Source organism: Maricaulis salignorans (genome assembly GCF_900103475.1).
GTDB lineage: Bacteria > Pseudomonadota > Alphaproteobacteria > Caulobacterales > Maricaulaceae > Maricaulis > Maricaulis salignorans.
In genome coordinates, this window is the sequence record NZ_FNHG01000022.1 from 1 (window position 1) to 15,961 (window position 15,961).

Genomic DNA, 15,961 nt, shown 5'->3' on the forward strand with positions numbered 1-15,961 from the left:
GGACGCCCTGCCAGTGCTCAGGTTGTCACCCCTTCGCCCGGACAGGCTGCACGCTCCCGTTCGCCGCGACTGACTGAGCTCGTGCCTCCCGTGCGACCGGAACGGGTTGAGCATAGGCGCAGGCTGCGGGGGTGGGGATAATTTGGGTCATAGATCGTCATCCCAGCGAAGGCCGGGACCCGGTTCGTAGAGCAAAAGGGTCGGAAACGGGCGCCAAATCAATGAGATGTCGGTGCGTGAATCTGGGTCCCAGCCTTCGCTGGGATGAGGATGATTTGTATGCTTGGTGCTGGATAAGCCAGGTCAGCGCCGAATAATCACCGGCACCAAACACCCCACCCCACCGTCATCCCACGGTGCTCGGGCGCGCTTTGCGCGGCTGAGTGTCCGGGGGAACTCAGCGATCCGGTGGGCATCATTCACGGCCAGCGCCACCGCCGAGGTCCCCCGAACGCGCTGCGCGCACCGTGGGATGACGGAGGGTTATTGGCGGCGGTGCAAGGTCTGCGGATCGTCGCGTCCGTCATCCTCACCAGCTCCGACTACTTCGCGGCCACCTCTTCCATCAACGAAGAGGTGCGCCGGACTTGTTCCGGGGCGAAGATAGTGCCCCCCAGGGGCGACAGGGGCACGCCCCCAAGTGTCTGTTCTTCCGTCGAGTCCGAAGCGACATCGAACCCACCTAGCTTGCGGACCGACGCGCCCGCATGGCGATGACGACGCCAGCCAGCGCGGACACGGCCGCCAGCAAGACGATCCAGAAATAGAGAAAGCTCGTGTCGTGATACACGACGCCGTCGAGGAAGCAGCGGCCGTTCTCGTCGAAACAGGCGCGGTTGTTCCAATGCATCGTCAAGAAGAGCCAGCCGAAGGCGATCGCCGTCACCAGCGACAGCACGGTCCATATCAGGGCAAGAAGTCTGATCATCATCGACACCGTGAGGGGTAGCCAGCCCTGGTTCCCGTTCTTGGAATATCCGGGCCCACGCCAGAACACGTACCAAAGATGCTCATGCCTGAGGTACACGTTTCACCGGAGCGCCCTAGCGCTGAACCCCGATGGCGGGATCTTGGCAAGCGAATAATGGGGGCCGTCGCGAAGAATAGGTTCTACTGTGGCTTTATGGCGCTGAAAATGCGTCTAAGTGAGCCAGAAACGCTTGCCACCGCAACTCACATCAAACCGCTATTCGATCGGATTTACTCTGTTCAGTTTCCAAAAGCCGCATCATCGTATCGGGCACGAACTTCACTATGTATAAAGTGCTTCTTGTCCACGTTTTTCAACAACTTGTATCGCTCGATGAGCGGTTTAAATTTTTCGCTGCCATGCGTCGACAACCCGTTAAGATACAAAAGTGCGGCTTCCCGGTCCGATAACTGGGCCCGAACCAAGTTGGTATAAAAATTCTTATTCTGAACATCCGACTGATCAATGAACTTTATGATGTTGTACAAAGTGCGGAAGTAGTGCCCCAACTCATGTCCATTTTGCTGATAAAATGTCTTATACCCCTCATCAAAATCATGCCCACCCGCTAACTTCTGGGCTGTGGGGAGGACACATGAGAGCGCGCGCTCATGGAACACTTTCAACGCGTCCTTTCCGGACGTCACTGACTTAGCTGACGCTAAGTCAATTTGCGCCGTTATCTCTGTGAGTATCCGTAGGAGTTGGAAGAAGGTTCCTTCGAAGTTCTGCTTTCGCAGATGATCCTGTTGGTCGCTTAGGATATCTCTGGTGTGTCTCAGCTCTTTTCTTGCGACGCTAATTTCGCTGCGCTGCAGAAGAATTGCATAAATAACGCCAGCTAGGGCGAATCCCGAAAAGAGGGCGTTAGCGGCCCCAAACATGTCGCCAAAGGTGCCTCTGCTCGTCGGCGAGAAGAACAGCAGCAACAAACTTGCGGCCCAGGCGAGGATGACACCACCCGCAACCAACCAAATCAGCAAGGTACTCGGCGTTTTTACGTCATCGACTTCGTCTTGATCCTTGCTCATCCCGCGCTCCCCACACTCGGCAAATCCAGCCCCTGCTCGCGCGCGCACTCCACCGCAATCTCATAGCCCGCATCAGCATGACGCATCACGCCCGTCGCCGGATCATTCCACAGCACGCGTCCCACGCGCACCCCGGCCTCATCCGTGCCGTCGGCGAGGACGACCTGGCCGGAATGGATTGAATAGCCCATGCCAACGCCGCCGCCATGATGCAGCGAGACCCAGGTCGCGCCGGAGGCGGTGTTGAGCATGGCGTTGAGGATCGGCCAGTCGGCGACGGCGTCGGAGCCGTCGCGCATCGCTTCGGTTTCGCGATTGGGACTGGCGACGGAGCCGCTATCGAGATGATCACGGCCGATCACCACGGGCGCACTCAGCTCACCGCTGCGGACCATCTCGTTGAAGGCCAGACCCAGTCTGTGACGCTCGCCCAGACCGACCCAGCAGATCCGCGCCGGCAGGCCCTGGAACTGGATGCGCTCGCGGGCCATGTCGAGCCAGCGGTGGAGATGCGGATTGTCGGGGATGAGCTCTTTGACCTTGGCATCGGTCTTGTAGATATCCTCGGGATCCCCCGAGAGCGCGACCCAGCGGAAGGGTCCGACGCCGCGGCAGAAGAGCGGGCGGATATAGGCCGGCACGAAGCCGGGGAAATCGAATGCGTTCGTGACGCCCTCATCATGGGCCATCTGGCGGATATTATTGCCGTAATCGACCGTGGGAATGCCCGCCTTGTGGAAGGCCAGCATTGCCTCGACCTGGATCGCCATCGATGTCTTGGCGGCTTTCGAGACGGCATCGGGATCGGAAACCCGCATGGATTCCCACTTGTCGAGGCTCCAGCCAAGCGGGAGATATCCATTGACCGGATCATGCGCCGAGGTCTGGTCGGTGACGATATCGGGACGGACGCCGCGCTTGACGAGTTCGGGGAAAATCTCCGCCGCATTGCCGAGCAGCCCGACCGAGACGGCCTCGCCCTTGGCGCAGGCTTCGTCAATCATTTCAAGTGCCTGGTCGAGATCGCGCGCCTGTTTGTCGAGATATCCGGTCTTCAGCCGCATCTCGATCCGGCTCGGCTGGCACTCGATAGCGAGCATGGACGCGCCGGCCATGGTCGCCGCCAGCGGCTGGGCACCGCCCATACCGCCTAGCCCACCGGTCAGTATCCACTTGCCTGCCAGATCGCCGCCGTAATGTTGCCGTCCGGCTTCTACAAAGGTCTCGTAAGTGCCCTGCACAATGCCCTGGCTGCCGATATAGATCCAGGAACCGGCCGTCATCTGGCCGTACATCATCAAGCCCTTTTTATCGAGCTCGCGGAAATGTTCCCAATTCGCCCAGTGCGGCACAAGATTGGAATTGGCGATCAGCACGCGCGGCGCGTTGGAATGGGTCTGGAAGACCCCGACCGGCTTGCCCGACTGGACCAGCAGGGTCTCGTCATGCTTGAGGCGTTTCAGGGTGGAGACGATGCGGTCATAGCTCTCCCAGTCGCGCGCGGCGCGGCCGATACCGCCATAGACGACGAGTTCTTCCGGCTTTTCCGCCACTTCGGGATCGAGATTATTCATCAGCATGCGCAGGGGCGCTTCTGTGGCCCAGCTCAGAGCATCGAGTTCACTGCCACGCTTGGCACGGATCACGCGCGCATTATCGAGCCGGGTTGAGGTCATCTCACTTCTCCTGAATACATGATTTCCGCAGCCCGCAGGGCCGCCGCCATGGTGTCTTTCAAGGCCACGCGCAGTACGGCGGCCTTGGTCTCATCGAAAGCCTTGGTCTCCATGTCGAGATAGGCCGACTGGGCCAGTTCCATCTGGACGGCGTGGACATTCTGGTTGGGTCGGCCATAGGCGCGGGTGATGAAACCGCCGCGGAAACGGCCATTGACGATCGAGGCGTATTCCTCGTGATCCATCATCGCCTTCAGCGCCGCGCGCTCAATCGTCGGATCGCAACTCTCGCCGCCCACCGTGCCCAGATTGAGGTCGGGCAGAATACCGTCGAACAGGCGCGGCACCTCGTCGGTGATGGAATGGGCATCCCACAACAGGGCAAAACCATGCTCCATCCGGGTCTCGACCAGAAGCTCGGTCAGCGCCTTGTGATAGGGATCGTGATAATCGGTGCGGCGTGCTTCCAGCTCGTCTTCATCGGGCTCCTGCCCCTCGCGATAGACGGGCGAGCCGTCGAACAGGGTCAGCGGCACCAGATCCGTGGTCGGCTGACCGGGATAGAGCGAGGTATTATTCGGCGCACGATTGAGATCGACGACATAGCGCGAATAATTCGCGCGGATCGTCGAGGCGCCCAGCTCTTCAAGGAAATCATAGAGCTGCGGCACATGCCAATCCGTGTCCGGCAGGCCCGCTGCCTGCGGCGTCAGCCGTTCAGCCAGGCCATCATTCAGGGCGAGCCCGGAATGCGGCATTGAAACCACCAGCGGGCTATTGCCCACGGCAAGCGTAAACACGTCCATTAAACCACTCCGGGCAAATCGCCGGCTGCTGTGACCAGATCACCCTTGGCGACCAGGTCCCGCGCCGCGGCGATATCTGTCGCAAAATAGCGATCATCGCCATAGGGAGCCACATGCTGACGCAAGACCGCCTTGGCCGCTTCCAGCCGGGCCGAGCAGAGGTCCGGGGCGTGGAAATCCGTGCCTTGCGCGGCGCAGAGCAATTCGATCCCGACCACGGCATGAAGATTTTCCGCCATTTTCAGCGACCGCACCGCGCCGTGTGTGGCCATCGAGACATGGTCTTCCTGATTGGCGCTGGTGGGAATGGAATCGACGCTGGCCGGATAGGCTTTCTGCTTGTTTTCCGACACCAGGGCGGCGGCGGTGACATGCGCAATCATGAAGCCGGAATTGATGCCCGGATTGGGCGTCAGGAAAGCCGGCAGGCCGCTGACGGCCGGATCGGTCAGAAGCGCGATGCGGCGCTCACAGATCGAGCCGATCTCGCAGGCCGCCAGGGCCAGCTGGTCAGCGGCAAAGGCGACCGGCTCGGCGTGGAAATTGCCGCCGGAAATGGCCTCGCCCGTATCGGTAAAGATCAGCGGATTATCGGTGACGGCATTGGCCTCGATCTCGAGCGTGCGGCCGGCCTGACGCAATAGATCGAGCACGGCGCCCATCACTTGCGGCTGGCAACGCAGGCAATACGGGTCCTGGATTTTCTCGCACACGGTGTGGCTGGCCAGGATAGCGCTCCCCTCGGCGAGTTCGCGCAGGGCGGCGGCGGCATCGATCTGGCCCTGATGGCCGCGCAGGGCATGAATGCGCGGATCAAACGGCGCGATCGAGCCCTTGGCCGCGTCGAGGCTCATCGCCCCGGTCACCAGCGCCGCCTTGTACCCGGCCTCGATGCCGAACAGGGCGGCGAGTGCCAGCGCCGTCGAGGTCTGGGTACCGTTGAGCAGGGCCAGGCCCTCCTTGGGGCCCAGCTTGACCGGCTCGAGCCCGGCACGCTTGAGGGCTTCGGCGGCGGGCAGGCGCTGCCCGCGCCAGACGGCCTCGCCATGGCCGATCAGCGCCGCGCTCATATGCGCCAGCGGTGCCAGATCGCCCGAGGCGCCAACCGAGCCCTGGGCCGGGATCACCGGCAAGACATCGTGGGTGAGCAGATCTTCCAGCGCCTTCAGCGTCGACCAGCGCAGGCCCGACGCGCCGCGTCCGAGACTGGCAATCTTCAGCGCCAGGATCAGGCGCACGATATTCGCCGGCAGCGCCTCGCCAATCCCGGCCGCGTGCGAGAGCACCAGGCGTTCCTGCAAAATGGCCAGCTCGTCATTGGCGACCCGGGTCTGGGCCAGCTTGCCGAAACCGGTATTGAGGCCATAGACGGCGCGGCCCGAGGCAATCAGGTCCTCGACCGTGCGCGCAGCGGCATCGACGCCGCCCTTCGCATTGGGATCAATGCGGGCAGCAGCGCCGCGATAGATGGCCTGCCAGTCGGCCAGCGCCATCTGGCCAGGTCTGATGATGGTCGCACTCAAAGCCATTCTCCTCCGAGGATGCGGCCATGCAGCGGCCGCAAACCGATCCATTGAATAATTTCCGCCGGACGCTCGACATCCCAGATCGCCAGATCGGCGCGCTTGCCGGTTTCCAGCGTTCCGATGTCCTTGGCCAGACCCAGCGCCCTGGCTCCCTCGCGGGTCACGCCGGCCAGCGCTTCCTCGACCGTCAGTCCGAACAGATTGCAGGCCATATTGGCCGCCGTCAGCAAGGACACCATCGGCGATGTGCCCGGATTGGCATCCGTCGCCACCGCCATGGGCACGCCCGCCGCGCGCAGGGCCGCGACGGGCGGCTTTTGCGTTTCGCCAATGCCGTAGAAGGCGCCGGGCAGGATCACGGCCACCGTGCCCGCCTTCGCCATGGCGGCAATGCCGTCGGCATTGGTGAATTCAAGATGATCCGCCGACAGCCCGTCGAACTCGGCGACGAGTTTGGCACCGCCCGTATCGGAGAGCTGGTCAGCATGCAGTTTGACCGGCAGTCCGGCCGCCTTGGCGGCGATGAACAGGCGGCGGATTTCTTCCGGCGAGAAGGCGATGCTCTCGCAATAGGCATCGACCGCATCGGCCAGCCCCTCGCGCGCTGCTTCGCGGATCAACGGGATGCAGACCTCGTCGATATAGGCCCCGGACCGGCCTTCATACTCGACCGGAATGGAATGGGCCGCCAGCAAGGTTGTGGAGACACGCAGGCCCGAGACCAGACCGAGCGAACGCGCCGCCCTGAGCATGGCCAGCTCGCTCTCGAAGGTGAGGCCATAGCCCGATTTGATCTCGATCGTGCCAACGCCCTCAGCCGACAGCGCGTCGAGCCGTGACAGCGCCCCGCCGGCGAGCTCGGCCGCGCCGGCCTTGCGCGTCGCCTCGACCGTCTTGCGGATCCCGCCGCCGGATCTGGAAATCCCGGCATAGCTCTCGCCGGCCAGGCGGCGCTCGAATTCATCGGAACGATCGCCGGCAAAGACCAGATGCGTATGACAATCGACCAAAGCCGGCGTCACCCAGCGGCCATCGAGGCTTTCTGTCTCCAGCGCCGTTTCAGGCACTTCCGACATCGGCCCGATCCAGGCGATCCGCCTATCGCGAATCCCGATCGCCGCGTCGAGCAAGGCGCCGTAGGCCACCTCGCCCGGCACCATGGTCGCGAGCCTGGCATGGGTCAGTAATCGGTCGAAACGCATTGAACGGCCCTTCAATTCGGCGTAATTGTCTATACAATTAAATTGCGTACCTGAGTCTGTCCAGCCGGGAGGCCTGCCAATGTCCGAATTTCACTTTGCCGAGATTCTCCTGCCCGGCGGCTGGGTCCGCAATGTCGAGATCACGGTCGACGCGGCCGGCCGCATCGCCAGTATCAGCCCCGACACGCCGCCCGGTCCCGAGGCCGTGTGCCTGGGCGTCGCAGTCCCCGGCATGGCCAATGTCCACTCCCACGCCTTCCAGCGCGGCATGGCGGGCCTGTCGGAGCGGCGCGGACCCGGCGAGGACAGTTTCTGGTCCTGGCGCCAGATCATGTATGCCTTCAACGACAATCTCACCCCCGACCATGTCGAGGCGATGGCGGCACTGGTCTATTGCGAAATGCTCGAGACCGGCTTCACCTCGGTCGGCGAGTTCCACTATCTCCACCATGACGAACACGGCCAGGCCTATAATGACATCGGCGAGATGGCCGGGCGGATTTGCGCGGCGGCCGGAGCAACCGGCATCGCCCTCACCCTGCTGCCGGTGCTCTACCGTCACTCCAATTTCGGCGAGATGCCGCCCAGCCCGGGCCAGCGCCGCTTCATCAATACGCTCGACCATTTCGCCGACATCATCGCTTCGGCCAAACGTCATATGGCGACGATCGACCATGCCGTGCTCGGCATCGCGCCCCATTCCCTGCGCGCGGCCTCGACTGCCGAAATCACCGCCATCCTGCCGCTCAGCGAAGGCGGCCCGGTCCATATCCATGCCGCCGAACAGCAAAAAGAGGTCGATGATTGCCTCGCCGCAACCGGCAAACGTCCGGTCGAATATCTGTTCGATACCCAGAGCGTCGATGAGCGCTGGTGCCTGATCCACGCGACCCATATGAGCGCCCGGGAAACCGCCGCCCTGGCCGCGTCCGGGGCTGTCGCCGGCCTGTGCCCGCTGACCGAGGCCAATCTCGGCGACGGCTTCTTCAATGCCAGCGCCTATCTGGCCGATCATGGCCGGATCGGCATCGGCTCCGACAGCCATATACGCATCGACCTGGCCGAGGATATCCGCTTGCTGGAATATGGTCAGCGCCTGCAGGCCCAGCGGCGCAATGTCCTCGCCCCGCCCGGCGGCAGCACAGGCCGCCGCCTGTTCGACGCCGCGCTGAGCGGCAGTAATCAGGCCCTGCAACAACCCTCGGGCCGGATTGAGGCCGGGCAGCGCGCCGATTTCGTCATTCTCGACGATCATCACCCGACCCTGGTCGGGCGGTCCGAGGATGCGCGTCTGGATAGTTGGCTGTTTTGCGGCGACAGCCGTCTGGTGCGCGAGGTTTATGTCGGTGGCCAATGCGTCGTGCGCGAGGGGCGTGCCCTGACCCGCGACCGCATCGAGGCCGCCTATCGTACGGCCATGCTCGATATCCGCACGGCCATTGATCAATGAGCGAATGGGCCGGCGATCTCAGCCTTGATGGCTCCGGCCCGGTCTATGACCAGATCCGGCGGGCAATCCTGGGCAATATCCGCTCAGGCATCTGGCCGCCGCGCCACCGTATTCCGGCTGAAGCCGAGCTGGCGGCGCATTTCGGCACAGCCCGCATGACCGTCAATCGCGCGCTGCGTGAATTGACCGAGGACGGGCTGATCGTGCGACGCCGCCGCACGGGCAGTTTCGTCGCCCAGCCGCCCTCGCCTTCGGCGATGCTGGAGATTGTCGACATGTCGACGGCGATCCCGGCACGCGGCCAGACCTATGGCTACCAATGCCTGACCGACGAGACCGTCGCGGCCAGTTCCGAACGCGCCGCCCAGCTGCGCCTTTCGCCAGGTGCGCCGGTACAGCATCTGGTCTGTCTTCACACTGCCGATGGCGATGTTGTCGAGCTGGAGGAGCGCTGGATCAATCTGGCCCTATTGCCCGCGGCCGCGAGCCAGGACTTCAGCACCACCACGCCGGGCGCCTGGCTGCTGGCGGCGACGCCCTGGACCGCCGCTGAACACACCGTCTCGGCGATCAATGCCGATACCCGCCTCGCCAAGCGGCTGGATATCGGGCCCGGCGAGGCCTGTCTGGTGCTGGAACGGCGCACATTTCACAATGAGGCCGTCGTCACCCTCGCCCGTCTGACCCATCCCGGCGATCGCCATGTGATGACCGAACGCTTCCGTCCGGGCGACTGAAGCCGCCGGGCGAGCCGGCCGGCTCAGCGGCACAGGCGTTCTCGAAGCGCTCGATACAGTCCATCACAATCGCGACCGTCTCCTCCCATTGCGGCCGACCGCCATGATGGGCGCCACCAAAATAGCCACGCGGGCCGTTATGGGTGACATTGGCCAGGGGAATGCGTTTGAGGCGGCCGGATGAGCGGGCCAGTGCCCATTCCGACCCTCTGGAAAGCGGCCAGCGAGCCGGAAAGGCCAGAACGCCGGCGGCCTCAACCCGGTCGGCACTGCCGACCAGGTGATCGATCCGCGCCAGACGGTTGAGCCCCGGGGTCGAGGCAATGACACCGCCAATCGAGATCAGCTGAATAGGGCCGTCGAAGACACCGGCCAGATCATCGGCTGCGCCAGCGGCCATCTGGGCCCCGCCGCTCAACCCGATCAGGGTCAGGCGCGCCCCGCCGCCCGGCTGCCAGCCGGCCGCGCGCAGACTGTCCTCGATCAGGCCCGCGAGGGCGAGATTGAACACCGGCCCGTAACGCCGGTCGGCCGAAACCAGAACCTGGAAAAAATTACGGGCATTGACGAGATTGGCCAGCAAGGGGCGGCGCTGGTGTGCCGGGGCCGCATCGAGGGCACGCCAGAGCCGGCTGAAAATTCGCGGACCGTGCAGCAGCGGATTGCCCGAAGCGGCATAGGGAAAGACGCTGTCGACCATGACGGCATCCGGCACGCCCTCGCGCAGAGCCGCAAGGAAACGGCGCTCACGGCTGGAATTGGACGTGCCGCTGATCCGGTCAATCCCGCCCAGATAGACGATGAATTCAGTGGCTGCCCGGACCGCCGGCTTCGCCGTCACCGGTGCCGGAGCGGGCGCAGGCTCGCGCCTGCCCTGCCGTGACCACCAGAACAGGGTCTCGAGCGGTGCCAGCGTGCTCGCCAGAACAAAGGCGATAAAACCGGTCAGCAGCAGCCAGCCGAGCGCGTCCTCAATCATGGCCGCCTCCCGGCGTCACCAGACGCAGACGCCGCAGCAGCGGCTCGCTCAGCCGGCCGCCATAATGGCGAACCGCCGCACTCACCATCCAGCCCGCTGCAGCGCTCACAATCACCAGGCCAAGCGGCCCGCCGATCACGACCCAGAACCCCCAACCGACACAGACAAAAGTCCAGGCATCAAGCGCCCGGTCGAGGAATTCGCCATAATAGGGCGCGACGGTGAGCACGCTGAGCAGGCGCGGTGCATAGGCCAGGGCGATCGTGCCGGCCAGAACGGTTTCTGACACACTCAGCCCGCCGGCCAGGCTGAGCAGGACATGCGCACTGGCGCTCCAGACCAGCACGCCGAGCAGATAGACCAGGCCGGTCACGATGAGGCTGGCCATGATGCGCCAGCGTCCGACTTGCTGCGCGGCAAGAACATAGGCCTTTCCGAGCATTTCGGAAGCGCCGGCGATAAGCGGTATGACCAGCGCCGCCAGGGCGATGGAGGGATGCTCGACGAGATGGGTAAAGGCCGCGCGCTGCAGCAGGGCGGCATCGACCGCCAGGCCGAGCGCGCGGGCAAGATCGGAGAGCAGGCTGATCATCGCACTGCTCCCGAATTCCCGGTCATGTCGTCCCGTTCCGCTGCGTCAGAGGCTGATTCCCCGATGATCTAAGGCCAGATCCGCCAGCCGGGCAAATCGGGCGCGCCGGTGTCAAATCGGATGCAAGGGCGGGGCGATGATGCTATGCGGCATTTCCCGCCCTGCGAAGGCCCGGTACCGGCCGGCGAAGCCTGACGAGCGGTCGAGCGCCAAGGATCGAGCATGTTCCCGACATCGCAGCTGACCGAAGCAGACCGTGAGGCCGGTCTGAAATGGTATGTGCGCAATGGCATGTTCTTCAAGATCATGGAAACGCTGTCGATCGGCGTATTCCTCACCGCCTACGCACTGAGCCTGGGCGCCTCAAATCTGGTCATCGGCGTGCTCGCCGCCATTCCGTCCCTGACCCAGCTGGCGCAATTGCCAGCCGTCTATCTGGTCGAGCGGATTGCCAGCCGGCGCCTGGTTGCGGTGTCGCTGACCCTGGCCAGCCGTCTCCTCCTGCTTGGCGCCGCCGCGGCCGCCCTGTTGCAGCCCGGCCCGGCGGCCCTGCTCCTGCTCGTGGTCGCCTTCGCCATCCGCTATATTTTCGGTGCCATTGCCGGTTGCGCCTGGAATAGCTGGGTGCGTGACTTTCTGCCGCCGGAGCGGCGCGGCGTATTCTCGGCCCAGCGTCTGACCTGGATGACGATCATGGCCGCCATGGCGGCCCTGGCCGGCGGCGTCTTCGTCGACAACTGGTCCGCCCTCACCGGCCTGCCGCAGATCTACGCCTACTCGGCCCTGCTGGTGATCGCGACTTTCAGCGGTGTGCTGGAAACCATTGCCATGGCGCAGATCCCCGAGCCGACCCCGCTACCGCTCGAACAAGGCCCGGAACAGAAAACCGGCCTGTTCTCGCCGCTGAAGGAGAAGAATTTCCGCCGCCTGGTGACCTTCCTCTTCTCGTGGAATTTCGCCAGCAATCTGGCGGCGCCCTTCTTTGCCGTGCAGATGCTGCGCCAGCTCGGGCTCGACCTGACCACGGTGATGATGCTGACCGCGCTCAGCCAGGGTGCCAATGCGCTGGTGACGGGGACATTTGGCAGTCTCGCCGACCGCTATTCCAACAAGCGCGTCCTGCAATTTGCCGCCCCGCTCTTCATCGCCTGCATCTTCGCCTGGACCTTTACCAGCCTGCCGGAGCGGCATTATTTCACCATGCCGCTACTGGTCGGCATCCACATCCTGACCGGTATCGCCACCGCCGGTGTGACGCTGGCCTCGGGCAATATGGCCAATGCGCTCTCACCAACCAATGGCGCCACACGCCATCTCGCCCTGTGCGCCGCCTTCACCGCGATCGCCGCCGGTACCGCGCCGATCATCGGCGGTCTCTATGCCGACGTGCTGGCCAATTATCAGTTTTCCCTGACCGTGAACTGGAGCGCACCGGACGGTGAGACCATCATCCCCGCCTTCGATGTCACGCGCTGGGATTTCTACTTCCTCGCCGCCACCCTGATCGGCCTGTGGTCGCTGACCCGGCTGGACCAGATCGAGGAGCCTTCCCAGGGCGGACGCGTGCGCATGCGCAAGGAGTTGATGATGGGTGTCTGGCGCGGCGTGCAGACAGCGTCGAGCATCGCCGGCCTGAAAGCCGTCAGCGACCTGCCCATCGCCCTGATCACCGAACGCCTGTCGCGCCAGAAGAAGCCGCGAGCTGGCAAGGACAAGACGGAGCCGCCGGAGGCGTAGTCGGCTCCTACTCCGTCACCGCCGCCATCAATCGCTCGATAAAGCCATTGCGCTCACCGCTATCGATCCAGCGGACCACGGCGACGATATCGTGTTCGGGGTCGATATAGATCATGTTGGCACCAGCGCCGAGATAGGCAAAACTGCCTGGCGGCGCTGACGGGACCGAGATCGCCGCACCGTCGATATCGGGGCGGTTCAGGAAGAAATTCATATAGCCGTAGAAGGGTGCGACATCGGTCGGGGTCAGCGAGCGCTCATACCAGGCGTCGGACAGCAATTGCGTGCCATCCCAATTGCCGCGATTGAGGCCGAGCAGGCCAAAGCGGGCCTGGTCATAGGCGGAGAGCATCATACCGCCGCCCCAATGGCCGCCGCCGGAAACCGACCAGTAAAGCTCCTCGTCTTCCTCCAGCTCGACCCAGCTATTCTTGTAGCCCTGCCACTCCCAGGAGCCCGACGAGCCGATCGGCGTCATGATGCGCTCGTCGAGCACTTGCGCCAGCGGTTCGCGCCAGACATGCAGCGCTGCCAGGGCGAGCGCATTGACGCGGACATCATTATATTCCCACGCCGCACCGGGCACGGGCGGTCCGGCGACCAGATCGCTGGCCGGATTATCGCGCGACGGCCGGTCGGCCCAGTCCGGCTTGTCCCAGAGCGTGCCCGACCAGCCCGAGGTCTGGCGCAGCATCTGATCCCAGCTGATCGGCGTATTGTGCTCAGTGTGAAAGAGCGGGTCGGCAACCAGGTCGGAAACGGGAGCGGACACATCCTCGATCAGCCCGTCATCGACGGCGAGGCCGACAACATGGCTCAGAAAACTCTTGGACACGGAGAAGGTCATGTCGACGCGCTCGAGATCGCCCCATTCGGCGACGATATAGCCATTGCGGATGATGATGCCGGCCGGCGCGCCGCGCGGCCGCAATTCACCGATCGGACTGGAATGCGGCTCATAGGCCCAGGTCAGCGGCACCATGACTTCCAGATTACGCGCATCAATTCCCGCGCCCCAGGCCTCAGGCGCGCGGGTCTCGTGGGCGATGGCGAAATCGATGGCGGTTTGCAGCGCGCCGGCATCAAAACCGAGCGTGGCCGGTTCGCGGCGCTCCCAATCCGCATCGCCAGCGGCCGGGAAATAGTCCTGTGCCTGACCCATGCCCGACAGGCTCAGCGAGGCCAGACCGGCCAGCAATAAATGTCTCATATAACCCTCCCCAGGCGGCGGCAGCGGTTCAGCCGGTGACGCGAATGCCGATAGTGATAGCGCGTGGCTCGCCGGGAAAATAGCGTTCATTGCCAAAGGCAAAGTCGGCGCGCTCGGCATAACGCTCATCGAGCAGGTTTCGCACGCCCGTAAAAACCTCGATCCGTCCGGTCGGCGCATAGCGCAGACGCAGGGCCAGCAAGTCGTGCCCGTCATAGCGGTGGGCATTGGCCGCATCGGTGTAATAGGCGCCAGTATGGCTCCATTGCAGCTCGCCCGACCAGGCCGCATGAGGCTGCCAGACCAGGCGCGCATCCCACAGCCAGCGCGGCGCGGTGTCGATATCGGCGCCCACGCGGATCACCTCGCTGACCGTGCCGACGGGCCGGTCGAAATCATAGCTGTGGCGGGCCCATGTCCCGGCAAGACTGATGCGCCAGGCGGGCGCGAGGGGATAGTCGAGCTCGGCCTCAATGCCGTGATGACGCGTGCGCCCATCGGTGACGTTGAAACCGTCCGCATCGCGGAAGAAGACATGGCGTTTGGCCATTGAGAAGGCCGTCAGCTCCAGACGGCCATCGCCCCCCAGGTTCTGGCGATAGCCCGCTTCAATACTGTCGAGCGTTTCCGGCTCGGTCCCGTCAATCTCCTGCCCCGCCTGCAGCCGGTAGAGCTCGGTCGTCTGTGGCGCACGCGCACCGCGGGCGATACGGCCAAAGAGCGAACGGTCGGCATCAAGACGCCAGATCGCGCCGGCATGCGGGGTCAGGGTCTCAAAGCTGTCAATGCGATCGCCGAGGCGCAGGAAACGCCCGATCGTGTCGGCAGCGAGGTGATTGACGTAGGCAAAGCGGGTCTGCTCGGCGCGCAGGCCGGCCTGCATTGCGAGGCTTTCGTTCACCTGCCAGCGGCCCTGGGCATAGACGGCAAGAACGTGCGCATCCACGTCGTAATCATAGTGATCGCCCTGCACGAAGGAGAAAATGCTTGGCCGCGACTGGGTCTCGCGCAGATAGCCGCTGGTGTGCTCGTAGTCGCTGCCGATTGTGATGCGGCCACCGGCGAAATCACGCGCCGTCGAGGCGAGCAGGCCGACACTGGTATGCCCGCTTTCCTCGAGCGCCTGGGAAGGCAGGAAATGCATCAGCAAATCCATCTCATTGCCGCGCGCATAGGGCGTCAGCGACCAGGACCATCGCGATCCCCATTCCCCGTCCAGCCGCAGCGCCATGCGCACGGCGACGGCATCGCGAAAGGCTTCCGGATTGGCATTGGCGCGCGACAGGGTACGCGCTTCATAGGCGGCACCTCCGGTGACATAGCCGGCGGTTTCCTGGTTCAGCGTCACGATGCCGGCGCTCCATTGCCAGCGAACATCGCCGGCCGTCCCGTCCGCGCGGGCCAAGACGCCGACCCGATCAAGGCCCGCAGCCTCGCGCCAGCCGTCCTCATGCTGTGCCTCGACGGCCAGCACCGCACTGACGTCTGCTCCCGGCCGCGCCAGCACGCCCGAAGTGCGCACGCGCCCAAAGGAGCCCAGCTCGAACCCGGCGCGCGTGGTTGTGGTGGCCGGATCGGGGGTGAGAATATTGACCAGGCCGTGCAGCGCATTGGAGCCATGGAGCGCCGAGCCGGGGCCGCGCACCAGTTCAACGCCAGCCGCCAGACCAGTCAGGGCCTCGAACAGCCCGTTTACATTGGCAAAACCGGCAGCACGCAGAGGCACGCCGTCTTCCAGATAGAGAAAGGAGCCAGCCCCCGCACCGCCGGTCAGGACGGGGGAGCGGATCGCGGTGAGATGTTCGGCGCCATTGCCGCGATTGATATTGGCCCCTGCCGAGCGGTTGAGCAGTTCGGACACATGCTGTGCCCCGACCAACTCGATCTCAACCGCATCGATCACGGCAACCGGGATAATCGCCGCGTCCCGCGGCTCGCCGCGCCGGTCGGCCGTGACAGTAATGATATCCTGCGCCCCCGCGGGCGCACTGGTCAGGCAAGCCGCAATGGCCAGAAGAAGACCGGCCCACATCGCAGCTCTGGCA

13 protein-coding genes are annotated in these 15,961 nt (G+C 64.1%); 3 read left to right on the top strand and 10 right to left on the bottom strand.

All coding sequences use genetic code 11. The annotated features are described in order from the left end of the window. Positions 1-682 precede the first annotated feature (682 nt). The 6 genes from BLT42_RS13530 to hutI form a co-directional block, all read right to left on the bottom strand. Complete coding sequence (locus BLT42_RS13530; protein WP_143024161.1) at positions 683-928, bottom strand: hypothetical protein; 246 nt, start codon at positions 926-928, stop codon at positions 683-685. Positions 929-1,209: 281 nt separating this feature from the next. After that, positions 1,210-2,001 carry a putative phage abortive infection protein gene (locus tag BLT42_RS13535; RefSeq protein WP_091771699.1) on the bottom strand — a complete coding sequence of 264 codons (792 nt, stop codon included), beginning with the start codon at positions 1,999-2,001 and terminating at the stop codon, positions 1,210-1,212. Further along, positions 1,998-3,677, bottom strand: coding sequence for a urocanate hydratase (hutU, locus tag BLT42_RS13540; protein ID WP_091771702.1), 1,680 nt, complete (start codon positions 3,675-3,677; stop codon positions 1,998-2,000). The genes BLT42_RS13535 and hutU overlap by 4 nt, the downstream gene beginning before the upstream one ends. Then, positions 3,674-4,483, bottom strand: coding sequence for an N-formylglutamate deformylase (gene hutG / locus BLT42_RS13545; RefSeq protein ID WP_091771705.1), 810 nt, complete (start codon positions 4,481-4,483; stop codon positions 3,674-3,676). The genes hutU and hutG overlap by 4 nt, the downstream gene beginning before the upstream one ends. Beyond that, a complete protein-coding gene (gene hutH / locus BLT42_RS13550; RefSeq protein WP_091771738.1) occupies positions 4,483-6,006 on the bottom strand; it encodes a histidine ammonia-lyase in 1,524 nt (507 codons plus the stop codon). Before hutH ends, hutG begins: the two co-directional genes overlap by 1 nt. Then, a complete protein-coding gene (gene hutI, locus BLT42_RS13555; protein WP_091771706.1) occupies positions 6,003-7,211 on the bottom strand; it encodes an imidazolonepropionase in 1,209 nt (402 codons plus the stop codon). The genes hutH and hutI overlap by 4 nt, the downstream gene beginning before the upstream one ends. A 79-nt stretch (positions 7,212-7,290) precedes the next feature. Here hutI and BLT42_RS13560 point away from each other — a divergent pair, with 79 nt between their 5' ends. Together BLT42_RS13560 and hutC are read left to right on the top strand one after the other, a co-directional pair. Then, positions 7,291-8,661, top strand: a complete 1,371-nt coding sequence (locus tag BLT42_RS13560; protein WP_091771707.1) for a formimidoylglutamate deiminase — start codon at positions 7,291-7,293, stop codon at positions 8,659-8,661. Continuing rightward, entirely contained in the window at positions 8,658-9,398 is a 741-nt protein-coding gene (gene hutC / locus BLT42_RS13565; protein WP_091771708.1) for a histidine utilization repressor, read from the top strand. The genes BLT42_RS13560 and hutC overlap by 4 nt, the downstream gene beginning before the upstream one ends. On the opposite strand, the gene BLT42_RS13570 is transcribed toward hutC, so the two are convergent. Together BLT42_RS13570 and BLT42_RS13575 are read right to left on the bottom strand one after the other, a co-directional pair. Then, positions 9,328-10,377 carry a hypothetical protein gene (locus BLT42_RS13570; protein WP_091771709.1) on the bottom strand — a complete coding sequence of 350 codons (1,050 nt, stop codon included), beginning with the start codon at positions 10,375-10,377 and terminating at the stop codon, positions 9,328-9,330. The two genes, hutC and BLT42_RS13570, sit on opposite strands and share 71 nt — an antisense overlap. After that, on the bottom strand, positions 10,370-10,969 hold the full coding sequence (locus BLT42_RS13575; protein WP_091771710.1) for a hypothetical protein: 600 nt from the start codon (positions 10,967-10,969) through the stop codon (positions 10,370-10,372). Before BLT42_RS13575 ends, BLT42_RS13570 begins: the two co-directional genes overlap by 8 nt. Positions 10,970-11,191: 222 nt before the next feature. On the opposite strand from BLT42_RS13575, the gene BLT42_RS13580 reads away from it, so the two are divergent. Beyond that, a complete protein-coding gene (locus BLT42_RS13580; protein ID WP_091771711.1) occupies positions 11,192-12,706 on the top strand; it encodes an MFS transporter in 1,515 nt (504 codons plus the stop codon). A gap of 7 nt (positions 12,707-12,713) precedes the next feature. Here BLT42_RS13580 and BLT42_RS13585 read toward each other — a convergent pair whose 3' ends face one another. Next, positions 12,714-13,916, bottom strand: coding sequence for a serine hydrolase domain-containing protein (locus BLT42_RS13585; RefSeq protein WP_091771712.1), 1,203 nt, complete (start codon positions 13,914-13,916; stop codon positions 12,714-12,716). 28 nt (positions 13,917-13,944) lie between these two features. After that, a complete protein-coding gene (locus BLT42_RS13590; RefSeq protein WP_176780368.1) occupies positions 13,945-15,948 on the bottom strand; it encodes a TonB-dependent receptor in 2,004 nt (667 codons plus the stop codon). Positions 15,949-15,961: the final 13 nt, after the last annotated feature.

Excerpts from the sequence above, each read along its gene's own strand:
- hutU (WP_091771702.1), bottom strand. The coding sequence starts at position 3,677 with ATGACCTCAACCCGGCTCGATAATGCGCGCGTGATCCGTGCCAAGCGT.
- BLT42_RS13560 (WP_091771707.1), top strand. The coding sequence starts at position 7,291 with ATGTCCGAATTTCACTTTGCCGAGATTCTCCTGCCCGGCGGCTGGGTC.
- hutC (WP_091771708.1), top strand. The coding sequence starts at position 8,658 with ATGAGCGAATGGGCCGGCGATCTCAGCCTTGATGGCTCCGGCCCGGTC.
- BLT42_RS13580 (WP_091771711.1), top strand. The coding sequence starts at position 11,192 with ATGTTCCCGACATCGCAGCTGACCGAAGCAGACCGTGAGGCCGGTCTG.
- BLT42_RS13590 (WP_176780368.1), bottom strand. The coding sequence starts at position 15,948 with ATGTGGGCCGGTCTTCTTCTGGCCATTGCGGCTTGCCTGACCAGTGCG.
- hutG (WP_091771705.1), bottom strand. The coding sequence starts at position 4,483 with ATGGACGTGTTTACGCTTGCCGTGGGCAATAGCCCGCTGGTGGTTTCA.
- BLT42_RS13570 (WP_091771709.1), bottom strand. The coding sequence starts at position 10,377 with ATGATTGAGGACGCGCTCGGCTGGCTGCTGCTGACCGGTTTTATCGCC.
- BLT42_RS13575 (WP_091771710.1), bottom strand. The coding sequence starts at position 10,969 with ATGATCAGCCTGCTCTCCGATCTTGCCCGCGCGCTCGGCCTGGCGGTC.
- BLT42_RS13530 (WP_143024161.1), bottom strand. The coding sequence starts at position 928 with ATGATCAGACTTCTTGCCCTGATATGGACCGTGCTGTCGCTGGTGACG.
- BLT42_RS13585 (WP_091771712.1), bottom strand. The coding sequence starts at position 13,916 with ATGAGACATTTATTGCTGGCCGGTCTGGCCTCGCTGAGCCTGTCGGGC.
- hutI (WP_091771706.1), bottom strand. The coding sequence starts at position 7,211 with ATGCGTTTCGACCGATTACTGACCCATGCCAGGCTCGCGACCATGGTG.
- BLT42_RS13535 (WP_091771699.1), bottom strand. The coding sequence starts at position 2,001 with ATGAGCAAGGATCAAGACGAAGTCGATGACGTAAAAACGCCGAGTACC.